Genomic DNA, 15304 nt, shown 5'->3' with positions numbered 1-15304 from the left:
CGCCTAGCGGTTCCTGCCCAGGCCGGAGGCTGGGGCACTCCGGGCCGGCCGCGTCCCGGGCTGTCCCGCGGAAGCATGCGTGACAGGGAGCCGCTGCAGGATGCCCTGCAGCACGGTATGCGCCGTTTCGCCGGCACCGGCAGCCTTCCTGTCCAAGAGGATACGGTGGGCCAGCACAGCTTCCGCCACCTGCAGCACATCGTCCGGGAGGACAAAGCCGCGCCCGTCAAGCGCTGCCGTGGCCTTCGCCGCCCGGAGCAGCTGCAGCATGGACCGGGGGCTGGCGCCCAGCCGGAGCAGCGGGCTTTCCCGGGTGGCCCGGCCCACGGACACGGTGTACTCCTTGACGGCCTGGGACACGTAGACGTCCTGCACGGTGGTAATCATGGCGGCGACCTCGGCGGTGGTGACCACCGGCGTGACCTTGGCCAGGGGAGAGGCGGACTGATGGGTTTCCAGCATCTGGATTTCCGCGTCCATGTCCGGATAGCCCATGGAGATCCGGGCCATAAAGCGGTCACGCTGGGCCTCGGGAAGAGGGTAGGTGCCCTCCATCTCGATGGGATTCTGCGTGGCCACCACCATAAAGGGCTCGTCGAGCTTGTAGGAGTGCCCGTCCACGGTGACCTGGTGCTCCTCCATGCATTCCAGGAGCGCCGACTGGGTCTTGGCGGAGGCCCTGTTGATTTCGTCGCCGATCACGATGTTGGCGAAGACTGCCCCGGGCCGGAACTCAAACAACCGGGATGACTGGTTGTAGATGGAGACACCGGTGACGTCAGAGGGCAGCAGGTCCGGGGTGAACTGGATCCGGTTGACGCTGCAGTCGATGCTCCTGGCCAGCGTTTTGGCCAGGAGGGTCTTCCCCACTCCGGGGACATCCTCGACCAGCAGGTGGCCCTGGGCCAGCAGCACCGTCAGGGCAAGCCGGGCGGCGTCCGATTTGCCGTCGATCACTGTATTGACCGTCGTGAGGATGCGCTGCGCGGCAGCGTGGAACGCCGCGTCGTCCAGCGCCGCAGGCCGGTGCCCGTTCAGGGCGCTGACAGAGCCCGCCAGGCCCGCCGGATTGCGGTTCGCAGCGGTTCCATCGGCAGTGCGTCGGTGGGATTCCATCGGCAACCTTTCAGCCCAGGGGTTCGCCCGGACGGGACAGCAAGCCTGCCTTCGCCCGTCGGTGGGCGTTCGCATCTGTTCGTCCCAGACTACTAACACAACTGCCGCGGTAGACAGAGAGTTCCGACAAAAAATACCTGCCGTTCCGGCCGCTAGGCTGGGACGATGTGCACTCCGCAGACCCCCGCCGCCTACCTGGACCCCGCCGCAGGGACGGCAGCCGAAGCCCAGGGCTCCACAAAACGCGGGTTTCCGCCCGCTCCCGAGCCGCTGCCGGTGCCGGTGATGGACAACCACACGCACCTGGACTTTCCGGACGGGCCGGCTCCGGTGGGGGTGCGGGCAGCCATGGACGCAGCCGCGGCCGTGGGCGTGCAGGGCGCCGTCCAGGTGGGCTGCGACCTGGAATCGTCGCGGTTCACGGTGCAGGCGGTGGAACTGGACCGCCGGCTGCTTGGCGCAGTGGCGCTGCATCCCAACGACGCCCCGCTGTACGCCGGCCGCGGCGAACTCGAAAGTGCGCTCGCGGAAATCGAGCAACTGGCAGCCCATCCCAGGATCCGCGCCATCGGCGAGACCGGACTGGACTTCTACCGTACCGAGGGCGCGGGGCTGGCCGCCCAGCGGCACTCGTTCCGGCGGCACATCGACATTGCCAAGCGCCTGGACCTCACCCTGCAGATCCACGACCGGGATGCCCACAACGACGTGGTGCAGGTACTGGAAGAGGAAGGCGCCCCGGAGCGCGTGGTCTTCCATTGCTTCTCCGGCGATGCGGACCTGGCCAGGATCTGCAACCGGAAAGGCTGGTACATGTCCTTCGCCGGCACTCTGACCTTCAAAAACGCGGACAACCTGCGTGCAGCGCTCGCGGTGGCTGATCCCGGCCTTGTCATGGTGGAAACGGATGCCCCGTTCCTCACTCCGCATCCACACCGGGGGCGCCCCAACGCGAGCTACATGGTGCCTTACACGGTCCGGGCGATGGCCGGTTTGACAGGAACCGACCTGGCCCGGCTCTGCACCGAGATCAGCGAAAATACCGTGCGGGCCTACGGATCCTGGACCTAGGAAGGGCCTGTCCAGCATCCATTCAGGAATACCAGGTATGCAGATTTGTTGGCTGGTTTATAACGCTACGGTTACAGTGGAAAGATATTAGCCGGGGTCGGGGAAGGCCACCGGGTAAATCATTTTTCCTTCCATGACTGGCTGCGCGGGCTTCCGCCCGCGCCAATCGGGCCTGGAATGTGGCGGCGCGACGGTGCCCGGACTGCCTGTATTCCAGGTGGTTCCGGGCATTTTATTGCGTTTTTCCCCGTGCCCGGATGGACCGAGAGTTACGGGCAATCGTGGTCAAGTACTTCACATCAGACGGCAAGTTGAGCGTCGTCAAGGTTGGTGCACAGGTTCTGGTGCTGTGCGCGCTGGTTGCGGGGCTCGTAGCCTTCGTTGGAAATAACAAAACGGTCACGCTGAATGTTGACGGAAAAGTCAGTTCGGTGCAGACCTTCGGCGGCACTGTGGGCCAGGTGGTCAAGGGCGCCGACTTCGACCTCAAGTCCACTGACCGGATCTCCCCCGACGTCGACTCGTCGGTCCGCAACGGTACCGTCATCAACGTGAACCAGGCCAAGGAAGTCAAGGTCAGCCTGGACGGTTCCGAGCAGACGGTCAACACCACCGCGCAGGACGTGGCCGGCCTCGTGACCGAACTCGGCGTCGCCAGCGCCTCCTCGGTGTCAGCCCCCAAGGACGCCCAGCTGGCACTCGCAGGCTCATACGTGTCCATCTCCACGCCGAAGAGCGTCAGCATCGTCGCGGACGGTAAAGCCTCCGCCACCACCACCACTGCCGCAACCGTGGGCACCGTCCTGGACGACGCCGGCCTGACCCTTGGTGAGAACGACCGCACCTCCCAGCCGGCCAACGCCCCCGTGGTCAACAACATGGTGATCAAGGTTTCCCGCGTTGACACCAGCCAGACCGCCGTCACCAGCGAAGAGATTCCCTTCGAGTCCGTCACAGCCGAGGACGCCAACGTCCTGGTGGGCGAGAAGACCGTGACCCAGGCCGGAGTGGCCGGCAAGAACGAAAAGACCTTCAAACTGGTCCTGGTGGACGGCCGCGAAGCGTCCCGCACCCTGGCTTCCGAGACTGTGGCCGTCCAGCCCGTCACGGAGCAGATCACCGTGGGTACCAAGCCTAAGCCGGTGCCCCAGGCAGCGCCTGCACCCGCAGCTGCTGCGGGCGGCAGCAACACCGGAGCCGCAGCTCCCGGCATGATGAACGAAGGTATGTGGGACCGGATCGCCCAGTGTGAATCCACCGGCAACTGGAGCATCAACTCGGGCAACGGCTACTACGGCGGCCTCCAGTTCGACGTCCGGACCTGGATCGGCTCCGGCGGCGGCGCCTACGCCCCTAACGCCAGCCTGGCCACCAAGGCCCAGCAGATCGACATCGCCAACCGCGTCTATGCGCAGCGCGGCCTCCAGCCATGGGGCTGCGGCTGGGCCGCCGGCGGATAGCCAGGCACCCCCGCCAGCAGGCGAACAGCAGCCGGCCCCGGTACCCACCGGGGCCGGCTGCTGCCGTTAACGGGGCAGGTCCGCGGCGCCGCCCGGGATAGGATACTCAGGTGACTGAACCGATCCCCGCCGCGCCCGCACCCCTGTTCGGTGCCACCGACATCCGCAGGCTGGCGGAGGAAATCGGGATCAGGCCCACCAAAACCCTGGGCCAGAACTTCGTCATCGATGGCAATACGATCCGCCGGATCGTGACAGCTGCCGGCGTGGGCCCGGAGGAAACGGTCCTGGAAGTCGGGCCCGGGCTCGGGTCGCTGACCCTGGGCCTCCTCGACGCCGCCGCGGCCGTGGTCGCCGTCGAAATCGATCCCGTCCTGGCAGCCAAACTTCCCGAAACGGTGGCGCAGTGGCGTCCCGCCGCGGCCGGCTCCTTCCATCTGGTCCACGCCGACGCCATGAAGGTGACGGAACTGCCCGTCCAGCCCACCGCGCTGGTGGCAAACCTGCCCTACAACGTTGCCGTCCCCGTGGTGCTGCACCTGCTCCAGCATTTCCCCAGCCTGCAGCACGGGCTGGTTATGGTCCAGGATGAGGTGGCGGACCGGCTGGCTGCGGGCCCCGGGTCCAAAACCTACGGCGTGCCGTCCGTCAAGGCCGCCTGGTACAGCCGGATGCGCAAGGCCGGCGTGATCGGCATGAACGTCTTCTGGCCGGCACCCAAGATCCACTCAGGGCTGGTCGCCTTCACCCGGCACGAGCCGCCCGCCACCACTGCCACCCGCGAACAGGTCTTCGCCGTCGTCGATGCTGCCTTCGCCCAGCGCCGCAAGACCCTCCGGGCTGCCCTGGCCGGCTGGGCCGGCGGCGCGCCCGAAGCCGAACGCTGCCTGGTGGCTGCCGGCGTGGACCCCACAGCAAGGGGCGAGGTCATCGACGTCGCCGCGTTCGCAAGGATCGCGGAAGCCAAGGCGGCCCGGTCATGAACGCCCTCCCCGGGCGGTTCCCGGCCCGCACCGTGAGGGTCAAGGCGCCCGGGAAAATCAACGTATCCCTCAACGTCGGTCCGCTCCGGGACGACGGCTACCACTCGGTGGCCAGCGTCTACCTGGCGGTGTCCCTCTACGAGGAAGTGGCCGCCACCAGCACCGAAAGCCCCGGGATCACCGTCAGCCTCAGCCCGGAAAGCTCCCTGGACCTGGACGCCGTTGACATTCCGCTCGACGCCGGCAACCTCGCCTACCGGGCGGCCGCCATCATGGCGGACGTTTCCGAACATGCCACCGGCGTGCACCTGGAGATTACCAAACGGGTCCCCGTGGCCGGTGGCATGGGCGGTGGCTCCGCAGACGCCGCCGCGACCCTCCTTGCCTGCGATGCGCTGTGGAACAGCGGACTCTCCCGCGAGGAACTCGCGCACCTCGCGGGCGAACTCGGCGCGGACGTACCGTTCTCGCTCCTGGGCGGCACTGCCGTGGGCCTTGGCCTCGGCGACCAGCTCTCACCCGCGCTGGCCAAGGCCCAGACACACTGGGTCCTGGTGGCCGCCGACTACGGCCTGGCCACCCCTGACGTCTACCGCACCCTGGACCGGCTGCGCGCCGACGAGGGCATCGTGGCCGCCGAGCCCACCGGCGTCGACCCGGGAATCCTCACCGCCCTGCGGGGAGGGGACGCCGACGCCCTGAGCCGGGTCCTCATCAACGACCTGCAACGCGCCGCGATCGACCTGGCCCCGGCCCTGCGCGATACGCTGGGACTCGGCGAATCGCACGGAGCGATCGCCGGCCTTGTGTCCGGTTCGGGCCCCACCGTGGCACTGCTCGCCGATGACCCCCTCGCGGCGGAAGCGCTGGCCACGGATCTTCGACGCTACGGCCACGCGGCCCTTGCAGTGCACGGCCCCGTCCCCGGGGCCCGCATCATTTCCGACACCCTTTTGTAGATCTTCAGCCCCGCAGCAGAAAGCAGTTCCCTTTGGCACACCTTCTTGGCGGCGAGAACCTGAGTGTTTCGTTCGCAACCCGTACCGTCCTGGACGGCATCACCATCGGCCTCGAGGAAGGGGACCGGATCGGCATGGTGGGCCGCAACGGCGACGGGAAGTCCACCCTGATGCGCCTGCTGGCCGGCAGGTCCACCCCGGACTCCGGCCGCGTCACCAAACGCAGCGAGGTCAACGTGGGCTACCTTGACCAGAGCGACGTGCTGGACGGTGACCTCACCGTGGGCGCTGCCATCGTGGGGGACCAGGCGGACTACGAGTGGGCCCGGAACCCGCAGATCCGCGAAATCATGGGGGGCCTGGTCTCGGACGTGGACTGGCACGCCAACGTCCACGCCCTCTCCGGTGGCCAGAAGCGGCGGGTGGCCCTGGCCAAGCTGCTGATCGAGGACCACGACGTCATCATGCTCGACGAGCCCACCAACCACCTGGACGTGGAGGGCGTCGCCTGGCTTTCCCGACACCTCAAAACCCGGTGGCGGGCCAACCAGGGCGCGTTCCTGGTGGTCACCCACGACCGCTGGTTCCTCGACGAAGTCTGCAACAAGACCTGGGAAGTCCACGACGGGATCATCGACCCGTTCGACGGCGGCTACGCGGCCTACGTGCTGGCCCGCGCAGAGCGTGACCGAAGCGCCTCCGTTGTGGAGAGCAAGCGCCAGCAGCTGGTCAAAAAGGAGCTGGCCTGGCTGCGGCGCGGCGCCCCCGCCCGGACCGCCAAGCCCAAGTTCCGGATCGAGGCCGCCAACGCCCTGATCGCCGACGTCCCCGAACCCCGCGATTCCATGGCGCTGAGCAAGATGGCCACCGCCCGCCAGGGCAAGGACGTGCTGGACCTCGAACACGTGTCCCTGGACCTCCTGGACGGCGGCGGAGCCAAACTCTTCGACAACATCACCCTCCGGCTCGCCCCCGGCGAACGCCTGGGACTGGTGGGCGTCAACGGTGCCGGCAAAACCACGCTGCTCAAACTGCTCAACGGCGAAATCCAGCCCACTTCGGGCAACGTCAAGCGTGGCAAAACGGTGGTCAGCGCCGTCCTGACCCAGGAAGTCAAGGAGCTCGACGACGTCTCCGACCTGCGCGTCATCGAGGTCATTGAGCGGGAAAAGCGCTCCTTCGACGTGGGCGGCAAGGAATTCACCGCCGGCCAGCTGGTGGAACAGCTTGGCTTCACCAACCAGAAGCAGTGGACCCAGGTCAAGGACCTTTCCGGCGGCGAGCGGCGCCGGCTGCAGCTCCTGCGGCTCCTGGTGGGCGAACCGAACGTCCTGATGCTTGATGAACCCACCAATGACCTCGACACCGACACCCTTGCCGCCGTCGAGGACGTCCTGGACGGCTGGCCGGGAACGCTGGTGGTGGTCAGCCACGACCGCTACCTGCTCGAACGCGTCACCGACCACCAGATGGCGCTCCTGGGTGACGGGAAGATCCGCGCGTTGCCGCGCGGGGTGGACCAGTACCTGGAACTGCGCGAATCGGCACTCGCCGGCTCCACCGTGACCGGCGGCGGCAACCCCGTGACCGGTGCGTCCGGGTCCGCCGCGCCTGCCGCCCCGGGCCGCTCGGAAGCCGAGAAGCGGGATGCCCGGAAAGCCAAAAACCGGATCGAACGGCAGCTGGGCAAGCTGGAGCAGCAGGAAAAGAAGATCCACGACGAAATGGTCAAGGCCACTGCGGCGAACGACTTCGACGCGATGGGCGACTTGAACAGGAAGCTCAAGGACCTTGCCGGGGACCGCGAGGGCATTGAACTTGAATGGCTCGAAGCGCTGGAGGTCCTGGGGGAGTAGGCCCGGCGCCTACCCTTCGCTGCGGAGCTCCGGGTCCTTCTGCAGGCCGGTCAGGCCGTTCCAGGCAAGGTTCACCAGGTGCGCGGCGACGGTGTGTTTGTCCGGCTGGCGGCTGTCCTGCCACCACTGGCCGGTCATCGCCACCATGCCCACCAGCATCTGCGCGTACATGGCGCCGTCCCGGCCGCTGAAGCCGCGGCGGGAAAACTCGTCGGACAGGATGTGCTCCACCCGGGCCGTGACGTGGGAGAGCAGGGTGGAGAACGCGCCTTCGGGCTGGGACGGAGGCGCGTCCCGCATCAGGATCCGGAAGCCGTCGGTCCGGTCCTCGATGTACGTCAGCAGGGCCAGGGCGGCGCGTTCCACCAGGACGCGGGGCTTGGCTTCCTGGGTGAGGGCGTCGTTGATGGCTGCCAGCAGGATCCGGAACTCGAAGTCCACCACCTGCGTGTACAGGCCTTCCTTGGAGCCGAAGTGCTCGTAGATCACCGGTTTGGACACGCCCGCGCACGCAGCGATTTCCTCGATGGTGGTGCCGTCCAGTCCACGGGCGGCGAAGAGCCCACGCCCGACGCCGATCAGCTGGGTCCGGCGCTGCAGGCCGGTCATTCGCGTCCGGGGCGGGTTGTTGCTCACATTTCCATCATGCACCACCGCCCGGCACCGGGATTCCAGTCTTCCCCGCGGCACCCGCGCCGGGCCGTGTCGCGCACCGCCCCCGACCCATGGCAAAATAGGGACTTGTGCCCGGGCCTTGCGCCTACGGCATGGTCCGCCCTGGTGTAATGGCAGCACCCCGGCCTTTGGAGCCGTGGAGTATAGGTTCGAATCCTATGGGCGGAACTGCTTGACGAGATCGTTCAGCAGGATGGCCTTCGGGCGCCGCGCCGCCTGGTCGGCCGGCCCCCGGGCCAGCAACCAACGAGGAGAGCCCGTACGTGACTTCTGAGAATGCCGGCCCAGCCGCCGTGATCGTTCTGGCGGCAGGCGCCGGCACCCGGATGAAATCCCGTACCCCGAAGATCCTGCACGAAATCGGCGGCCTGTCCATGGTTGGGCACGCCCTCAACGCTGCACGCAGCATCAGCCCGCGCCGGCTCGCTGTGGTGGTCCGCCACGAGCGTGACCTGGTGGCCGGCCACCTCACCGGGCTGGACCCGGAAGCGCTGATCGTGGACCAGGACGAGGTCCCCGGAACCGGCCGCGCCGTGGAAGCCGCCGTGCAGGCGCTGGACGGACAGCAGCGCCTGGCCGGCACCGTGGTTGTGACCTACGGCGACGTCCCGCTCCTGACCGGATCCCTGCTCGCCGAACTGGTGGCCACGCACGAACGCGACGGCAACGCCGTCACGGTGCTGACCGCGGTCCTGGCCGACGCCGCCGGCTACGGCCGGATCCTGCGCGCCGCCGACGGGACCGTCACCGGGATCCGGGAGCACAAGGACGCGTCAGCGGACGAGCTTTTGATCCGTGAGGTCAATTCCGGCATCTACGCCTTCGACGCCGCCGTGCTCCGCGACGCGCTGGGCCACGTGACCACCAACAACGCCCAGGGTGAAAAATACCTGACCGACGTGCTGGGTCTGGCCCGTGAAGCCGGCGGCAGGGTCGCCGCGGTGGCCACCACCGACCGCTGGCAGGTTGAAGGCGCCAACGACCGCGTCCAGCTGTCGGCGCTCGGCGCTGAACTGAACCGCCGCACCGTCGAAGCCTGGATGCGGGCCGGGGTCACTGTTGTTGACCCGGCGACCACCTGGATCGACCCGTCCGTAACGCTCGACGAGGACGTCCGGATCCTGCCCAACACCCAGCTGCACGGCCGCACCCACGTGGCGCGCGACGCCGTCGTGGGCCCCGACACCACCCTGACGGACGTCACCATCGGCGAGGGCGCCACGGTGACCCGCACCCACGGTTCCGGTGCCGTGATCGGCGCGGGCGCCGCCGTCGGGCCCTTCACCTATGTGCGGCCCGGTACCGTCCTTGGCGAGACCGGCAAAATCGGTGCCTTCTACGAAACCAAAAACGTGACGATCGGGCGCGGCTCCAAACTGTCGCACCTCGGCTACGCGGGCGACGCCGAAATCGGCGAGGACACCAACATCGGCTGCGGCAACATCACCGCCAATTACGACGGCGAAAAGAAGCACCGCACGGTGATCGGCTCGGGCGTCCGGACAGGTTCCAACACCGTCTTTGTTGCCCCCGTCACGGTAGGCGACGGCGCGTACAGCGGCGCCGGCGCCGTGATCCGCAAGGACGTCCCCGCCGGCGCGCTGGTACTCAGCGTCGCTGCGCAGCGCAACGCCGAAGGCTGGGTGCCCGCCAACCGGCCTGGAACGCGCTCCGCCGAACTGGCCCAGGCGGCCACCCCAGATACCTCCACCACCCCGGCATCTACAGAAGAGGGCAAGTAATAATGAGCGAAATTACGGCGCACGGCGAGAAGAAGCTGGTGCTCGCCACCGGGCGGGCCCACCCGGAGCTGGCGCGGGAAATCGCCCAGGAGCTTGGCACCGAACTGCTACCCATCGACGCCTACGACTTCGCCAACGGCGAGATCTACGTCCGGGCAGGTGAGAGCGTCCGCGGCACCGACGCGTTTGTCATCCAGGCCCACCCGGCCCCGCTGAACAACCACCTGATGGAACAGCTGATCATGATCGATTCGCTGAAGCGGGCCTCGGCCAAGCGGATCACCGTGGTGTCCCCGTTCTACCCCTACGCCCGGCAGGACAAAAAGGGCCGCGGCCGCGAGCCGATCTCCGCCCGCCTGGTGGCTGACCTCTACAAGACCGCCGGCGCAGACCGCATCATGAGCGTTGACCTGCACACCTCCCAGATCCAGGGCTTCTTCGACGGCCCCGTGGACCACCTGATGGCCATCCCGCTGCTGGCGGACTACATCCGGACCCGCGTGAACGAGGACAACATCACCGTTGTCTCCCCGGACACCGGCCGCGTCCGCGTCGCCGAACAGTGGGCGGAACGCCTGGGCGGCGCGCCGCTGGCGTTTGTGCACAAGAGCCGTGACCTGACGGTCCCCAACCAGGCCGTGTCCAAAACCGTGGTGGGCCAGATCGAAGGCCGCACCTGCGTCCTGATCGATGACATGATCGACACCGGCGGAACCATCTCGGGGGCCGTGCAGGTCCTGAAGAACGCAGGGGCCAAGGACGTCATCATCGCCGCCACCCACGCCGTGTTCTCCGAGCCCGCCGCCCGGCGCCTGTCCGAGTCCGGCGCCCGGGAAGTGGTGGTCACCAACACCCTCCCGCTGCACGCCTCCCAGCGGTTCCCGCAACTGACGGTGCTGTCCATCGCACCGTTGATCGCCCGCGCCATCCGCGAAGTGTTCGACGACGGCTCGGTCACCAGCCTCTTCGACGGCAACGCCTAGCAGCGCCGCCCACGGGCCCGCCCGGCAGGATCTGCCGGGCGGGCCCGGCCCGTTTTCAGGAATGGGCCCCCGCGCTGGTAAGCTTGCCAGCGATACCTTGGCGAGGGAGAGCAACCGGGAAGCCGGCTGATGGTCTCCGTAATCGACTGGGTCTGTTCCACCTCTTCTCCTGCAGGCCTTCCGGCCGCCTGGCGTTGAAGGTCGCACCAGACCTCCGCCCTTGCTGAACACCGTTTAGGATTCAAGGAGATTTCCATGTCTGAGCAGAAACTCGCAGCAGAACTGCGCACCGAATTCGGCAAGGGCTACGCCCGCCGCGCCCGGATGGCCAACCTCATCCCCGCCGTTATCTACGGCCACGGCGCAGAGCCGATCCACATCACCCTGCCGGCCAAGGCCACCACCCTGGCCGTTCGCACGGCCAACGCCCTGCTGGCCCTGGACATCAACGGCGAAGGCCACCTGGCCCTGGTCAAGGATGTCCAGCGCGACCCGATCAAGCAGATCATCGAGCACATCGACCTCCTGACCGTCCGCCAGGGCGAAAAGGTCACCGTTGACGTGGCTGTGCACCTCGAAGGCGAAACCGCTCCGGGTACCGTCCACAACCTCGAACTGACGGTTGTCTCCCTCGAAGCTGAAGCAACCCACCTGCCCACCTCCGTTGTGGTCAACATCGAAGGCCGCGAAGCAGGCCAGCACATCCACGCTTCGGACCTGGACCTGCCCAAGGGTTCGGTCCTGCTGACCGATGCCGAAGCTCTCGTTGTCAACATCTCCGAGGCCATCGAGATCGAAGAAGACGAAGCCGAAGACGCCGCTGCAGCTCCGGCAGCAGCCGAGTAACAACCGGTATGTCCCGCCTGTGGCCGGATCCCCCCTGGGGGTCCGGCCACAGGTATTTACCCGCAGCCCGACCTAGGATGATCCCATGACCGATACCTGGCTGATCGCCGGCCTTGGCAACCCCGGAACCCAGTACCAGGCCAACCGGCACAACGTTGGCCAGATGGTGCTTGATGAGCTCGCCGGCCGCATGGGTGCAAACTTCAAAAGCTCCAAAATGCGGGCCCAGGTGCTCGAAGGGCGGCTCGGCATCGGCGGTCCGCGCGTGGTGCTCGCAAAACCGCTCTGCTACATGAACGTCTCCGGCGGCCCGGTGGCGGCCCTGGCCGGCTTCTACGGGATCAACCCGGACCACGTCGTGGCAGTCCACGACGAAATCGACATCCCTTTTAATACGGTGAAACTGAAGACCGGCGGCGGGGAGGGCGGGCACAACGGCCTCCGCGACATCTCCAGGGCACTGGCCACCAAGGACTACCTCCGGGTCCGGGTGGGCGTGGGCCGGCCACCGGGACGCATGGACACCGCCGACTTTGTGCTGCGGGACTTCGGTACCGCCGAGAAAAAGGAACTGCCGTTCCTCCTGGACGAAGCGGCGGATGCGGTGGACGCCCTGGTCCGGGACGGGCTGATGGCCGCGCAGCAGAAATTCCACCCGGCGAAGCCTGCAAGCTAGCAACACGCGAACTTATTCCGCGTACCACCTGTTTCCTTGTCTCAGCGACGGGGTACTGTACTTCCTATGCGGGGGAGCAATGGAGCTACATCCCGTTACCGCTGGATGTAGGGGATAGTGCATGTCAATCGAGCCACTGAGCTGGGGACGTGGGTCAACGCCGAACGGGGCCGGGCTGCGCAGCCAGGCTCCTGCCATGCCCGGGATCCAACAGTGGTCCGCTCCCGCCCGCGGCGCCAACCTCGATTCCGTCCGTACCGCCCTGACCAGTGAAGACTCCCTGGGCGTGGTCATCACCGGCAGCCGTGGTGTGGGCAAGTCCTCCCTGGCCCGCGCCGCCGTCAATGACCTTGGCCCCGACGTGTGGTCCCTCCAGCTCCGCAGCGCCCCTGCCGGTTCCAGTGCCCCCTACGGCTGCCTGTCCTTCCTGCTGGCCCGCCTGCCCCAGGCCTACATGGGTTCGCCCACCGCGATCCTGCGCGGCATCACATCCCTGATCCGCAGCGACGCTGCCGGGCGGCCGTGCATCATCACCCTCGATACTTCCGGCGGTATCGATGACATGAGCGCCGGCGTGCTGCTGAACGTCCTGCTGACCGGCACTGCGAAGATCGTTGCCGTGGCGCCCCGGACCAGTGACCTGCCGGATGATTTCCACTGGCTGCTGGCTGACAGGCGGATCACCGAAGTACGGCTGGACAACCTCAATGAGCTCCAGACCCGCCAGGTGCTGCTGTCGCTGCTGGGGCACCGGGTCTCCGCGTCCCTGGTCGCCACGTACCACAACATGGTGGGCGGAAACCCGTTGCTGCTCAAGGCGCTGGTCACCGAGCAGCAACACTCCGGCAACCTGGTCCTCTCCGATGAAGTCTGGACCCTCCGGGACAAGGTGGTGCTGGACGGCGCAGCCAGCCTGGACGACATTGTCCGCTCGCGATGGTCCCGGGAAACCGCTGAAACCCGCGAAGTCATCGAAATGCTGTCCTGCGCCCGCAGTGTGGAGCTGTCCCGCCTGACGGCCATCTTCAGCGCCGACGTGGTGGCGGACATGGAGGATGAAGGCCTCCTCGAAATCGAGGGATCCGACCACCGCTGGGTGACACTCCGCGAGAAGTACATCGGGGACGTGGTACGGACCTGGCTGAGCATCGCCCGTCGCCGCGAGCTCCGCAGCATGCTCCTGGGCGGTGCGGAACCTGATCCCGCCGGCATGAGCACGGAGGAGCTGCTGGCCTTCGCCGCCTGGACGCATGAGTGCGAGGCGGACCTCAGCCCGGGCCTGGCCTTCGCGGCGGCAGCAGCAGCTGTCCAGCTCTTTGACCCGCGCACCGCCCTGGCGTACGCCGATATGCTGCCACGCAGCCACCCGCTGTGGGTTCCGGCGCAGCGCCAAAAAGCGGCCGCCTACCTGCAGCTGGACCTCCCGCTCCAGTCCCTGGCCACCCTTGAAGGCATCTCCGCTGCGGAGCTGGACGCCCTCGGCGCCACGGAATACGCCGAGGTCATCGCCGCAACGTCCCAGGTGATGCTCTGGATCCCGGAGAAGACCCGGGCCGTCCCGGGCCTCCTGGTGCAGGCCCGTGACCGGCTGGCCGCCGCCGGAAACGCTGCCGCCTGGCCTGACCCGGTCGCCGTGGCGGTCAACCGCATCGCCCTGAGCGACTTCGAATACCAGGCGTTTGTGGGCAACTACGCTGCGATCATTCCCGCCCTGGAGCACGCCGCGGACCCCGCCCGGAACCCGGACACCGGCTTCCGGATGAACGCCGCCATCATCCTGATGACAGCCCGGGCGCTGACCGGGCGGGAGATGGAAGCGCTCAGCCTGATGCGGCAGCTGGGCGGCCAGCTCACCGACGCCTCCCACGTTGTTGGCATCCGCGAGCGGTATACCCGCGATGCCTACCTGGTGCTGCTGCTGGCCGGGCAGTGGCGGCGCTGCATCGACTTCCTGGGTCCCCAAAGCACCGAGGAGCCCAACCGCATCTCGCAGCAGGATTCCGCCCACGAACTGGCGGTCGGCGTTGCCTACGCTTTCTCCGGACGCGGAACCGAAGCCCTCGAACCGCTGATCTCCGCTGTGGCACAGCTGGAGATCCATCCCACCCAGAGCGGGCTCCGCTGCGCGTATTCCGCCACGGCACTGGCCTACGCCCAGATCGGCAACCCTGCTGCTGCCAGGAAATACCTCGCCAAACTTCATCGCGTGCCGGGCACGGCGGACTTCGCCACCGAATGCGTGATTACCTTCTGCACCCTGGTGGCCGGACGCTGGCTGGGCGATCCGGACGCCGCCGGCGCCCTCAAACTTGCGGCCGAGGCAAACCTTGCCGACGAGCGCTTCACCGTGGCCGGCCTGTATCTGCTGGCGGCCACCGTCAACGGCAGCGACCCCGAGTTCCGGCTCCTCGAGGACATCGCGGCGCACCGCCAGGGGCCGCTGGCCGAAGTGTCCCGGCTTATCGCCATCGGCAGCCGCACCAAGGACGCAAAAACCCTGCTGGCCGGCGGCGAAATCGCTGCCACCCTGGAACTGGAGGCCGTCGAGGCCAGGTGCATGGCCCTCGCCGTCGATTTTGCCCGCCAGGACGGGGATGCCGCGTCCGCCCGGACAGCCCAGGCCCGGCTGGACATCCTGGCTGCCACCGTCACCAACCTGCCCATCGTGCCCAGCAGCGGCAGCCCGTTGCTGACCAGCAGGGAACGCCAAATTGCCCGCCTGGCCGGGCGAGGCGCTTCCAACCGCGACATCGCCCTTGAAATGGGCGTGTCAGTCCGAACCGTCGAAGGCCACCTGTACCAGGTCTTCACCAAGCTCGGCGTAACTTCCAGAGGTGATCTGACTGGACTTGTCTAACGGCTCCAAAACCGCAGGCCCGCACCGCGCCCTACCGGGCCGGCGCGAACCGCTCGACCGGATCACGGCGGTCATCCGCA

General features: G+C 67.5%; 12 protein-coding genes and 1 tRNA gene. 11 read left to right on the top strand and 2 right to left on the bottom strand.

The window, feature by feature from the left end; genetic code table 11:
* Positions 1-3: 3 nt before the first annotated feature.
* Positions 4-1116, bottom strand: coding sequence for an AAA family ATPase (locus tag QRN07_RS10725; RefSeq protein ID WP_050686247.1), 1113 nt, complete (start codon positions 1114-1116; stop codon positions 4-6).
* A 165-nt stretch (positions 1117-1281) separates the two neighbouring features.
* Here QRN07_RS10725 and QRN07_RS10720 point away from each other — a divergent pair, with 165 nt between their 5' ends.
* The 5 genes from QRN07_RS10720 to QRN07_RS10700 all read left to right on the top strand — a co-directional run bounded on the left by QRN07_RS10720 (position 1282) and on the right by QRN07_RS10700 (position 7445).
* Positions 1282-2187 carry a TatD family hydrolase gene (locus QRN07_RS10720; RefSeq protein WP_056597983.1) on the top strand — a complete coding sequence of 302 codons (906 nt, stop codon included), beginning with the start codon at positions 1282-1284 and terminating at the stop codon, positions 2185-2187.
* A gap of 257 nt (positions 2188-2444) precedes the next feature.
* The gene (locus tag QRN07_RS10715) at positions 2445-3647 is read left to right on the top strand and encodes a resuscitation-promoting factor (RefSeq protein ID WP_197273580.1); all 1203 of its coding nucleotides are present in this window, start codon (positions 2445-2447) and stop codon (positions 3645-3647) included.
* Between the two features lie 110 nt (positions 3648-3757).
* Positions 3758-4630, top strand: a complete 873-nt coding sequence (rsmA, locus tag QRN07_RS10710) for a 16S rRNA (adenine(1518)-N(6)/adenine(1519)-N(6))-dimethyltransferase RsmA (protein WP_285241008.1) — start codon at positions 3758-3760, stop codon at positions 4628-4630.
* The gene (locus QRN07_RS10705) at positions 4627-5589 is read left to right on the top strand and encodes a 4-(cytidine 5'-diphospho)-2-C-methyl-D-erythritol kinase (RefSeq protein ID WP_285241007.1); all 963 of its coding nucleotides are present in this window, start codon (positions 4627-4629) and stop codon (positions 5587-5589) included. The genes rsmA and QRN07_RS10705 overlap by 4 nt, the downstream gene beginning before the upstream one ends.
* Before the next feature lie 32 nt (positions 5590-5621).
* Positions 5622-7445: an ABC-F family ATP-binding cassette domain-containing protein gene (locus tag QRN07_RS10700; RefSeq protein ID WP_056597987.1), complete on the top strand. Its 1824-nt coding sequence runs from the start codon at positions 5622-5624 to the stop codon at positions 7443-7445.
* A gap of 9 nt (positions 7446-7454) precedes the next feature.
* Here QRN07_RS10700 and QRN07_RS10695 read toward each other — a convergent pair whose 3' ends face one another.
* Positions 7455-8081: a TetR/AcrR family transcriptional regulator gene (locus QRN07_RS10695; protein ID WP_050686254.1), complete on the bottom strand. Its 627-nt coding sequence runs from the start codon at positions 8079-8081 to the stop codon at positions 7455-7457.
* A 135-nt stretch (positions 8082-8216) separates the two neighbouring features.
* Here QRN07_RS10695 and QRN07_RS10690 point away from each other — a divergent pair.
* From QRN07_RS10690 to QRN07_RS10665, 6 genes are all read left to right on the top strand, one after another.
* Positions 8217-8288: transfer RNA gene (locus QRN07_RS10690), tRNA-Gln, on the top strand.
* Between the two features lie 95 nt (positions 8289-8383).
* Positions 8384-9862, top strand: a complete 1479-nt coding sequence (gene glmU / locus QRN07_RS10685; RefSeq protein WP_050686255.1) for a bifunctional UDP-N-acetylglucosamine diphosphorylase/glucosamine-1-phosphate N-acetyltransferase GlmU — start codon at positions 8384-8386, stop codon at positions 9860-9862.
* A gap of 2 nt (positions 9863-9864) precedes the next feature.
* Positions 9865-10845, top strand: coding sequence for a ribose-phosphate diphosphokinase (locus tag QRN07_RS10680; RefSeq protein ID WP_050686256.1), 981 nt, complete (start codon positions 9865-9867; stop codon positions 10843-10845).
* Positions 10846-11100: 255 nt separating this feature from the next.
* Entirely contained in the window at positions 11101-11691 is a 591-nt protein-coding gene (locus QRN07_RS10675) for a 50S ribosomal protein L25/general stress protein Ctc (protein ID WP_050686257.1), read from the top strand.
* Positions 11692-11776: 85 nt separating this feature from the next.
* A complete protein-coding gene (gene pth / locus QRN07_RS10670; RefSeq protein WP_050686258.1) occupies positions 11777-12367 on the top strand; it encodes an aminoacyl-tRNA hydrolase in 591 nt (196 codons plus the stop codon).
* Between the two features lie 121 nt (positions 12368-12488).
* Positions 12489-15224, top strand: a complete 2736-nt coding sequence (locus QRN07_RS10665; RefSeq protein WP_285241006.1) for a helix-turn-helix transcriptional regulator — start codon at positions 12489-12491, stop codon at positions 15222-15224.
* Positions 15225-15304 lie beyond the last annotated feature (80 nt).

It is taken from the genome of Pseudarthrobacter sp. MEB009 (assembly GCF_030208875.1).
GTDB lineage: Bacteria > Actinomycetota > Actinomycetes > Actinomycetales > Micrococcaceae > Arthrobacter.
Note: the sequence above shows the minus strand (reverse complement) of the source record. Positions and strands in the feature narration are given on the sequence as shown.

Coding starts and splice junctions, on each gene's coding strand:
- QRN07_RS10675 (WP_050686257.1), top strand. CDS start 11,101: ATGTCTGAGCAGAAACTCGCAGCAGAACTGCGCACCGAATTCGGCAAG.
- QRN07_RS10705 (WP_285241007.1), top strand. CDS start 4,627: ATGAACGCCCTCCCCGGGCGGTTCCCGGCCCGCACCGTGAGGGTCAAG.
- pth (WP_050686258.1), top strand. CDS start 11,777: ATGACCGATACCTGGCTGATCGCCGGCCTTGGCAACCCCGGAACCCAG.
- QRN07_RS10715 (WP_197273580.1), top strand. CDS start 2,445: ATGGACCGAGAGTTACGGGCAATCGTGGTCAAGTACTTCACATCAGAC.
- QRN07_RS10680 (WP_050686256.1), top strand. CDS start 9,865: ATGAGCGAAATTACGGCGCACGGCGAGAAGAAGCTGGTGCTCGCCACC.
- QRN07_RS10665 (WP_285241006.1), top strand. CDS start 12,489: ATGTCAATCGAGCCACTGAGCTGGGGACGTGGGTCAACGCCGAACGGG.
- QRN07_RS10720 (WP_056597983.1), top strand. CDS start 1,282: ATGTGCACTCCGCAGACCCCCGCCGCCTACCTGGACCCCGCCGCAGGG.
- QRN07_RS10725 (WP_050686247.1), bottom strand. CDS start 1,116: ATGGAATCCCACCGACGCACTGCCGATGGAACCGCTGCGAACCGCAAT.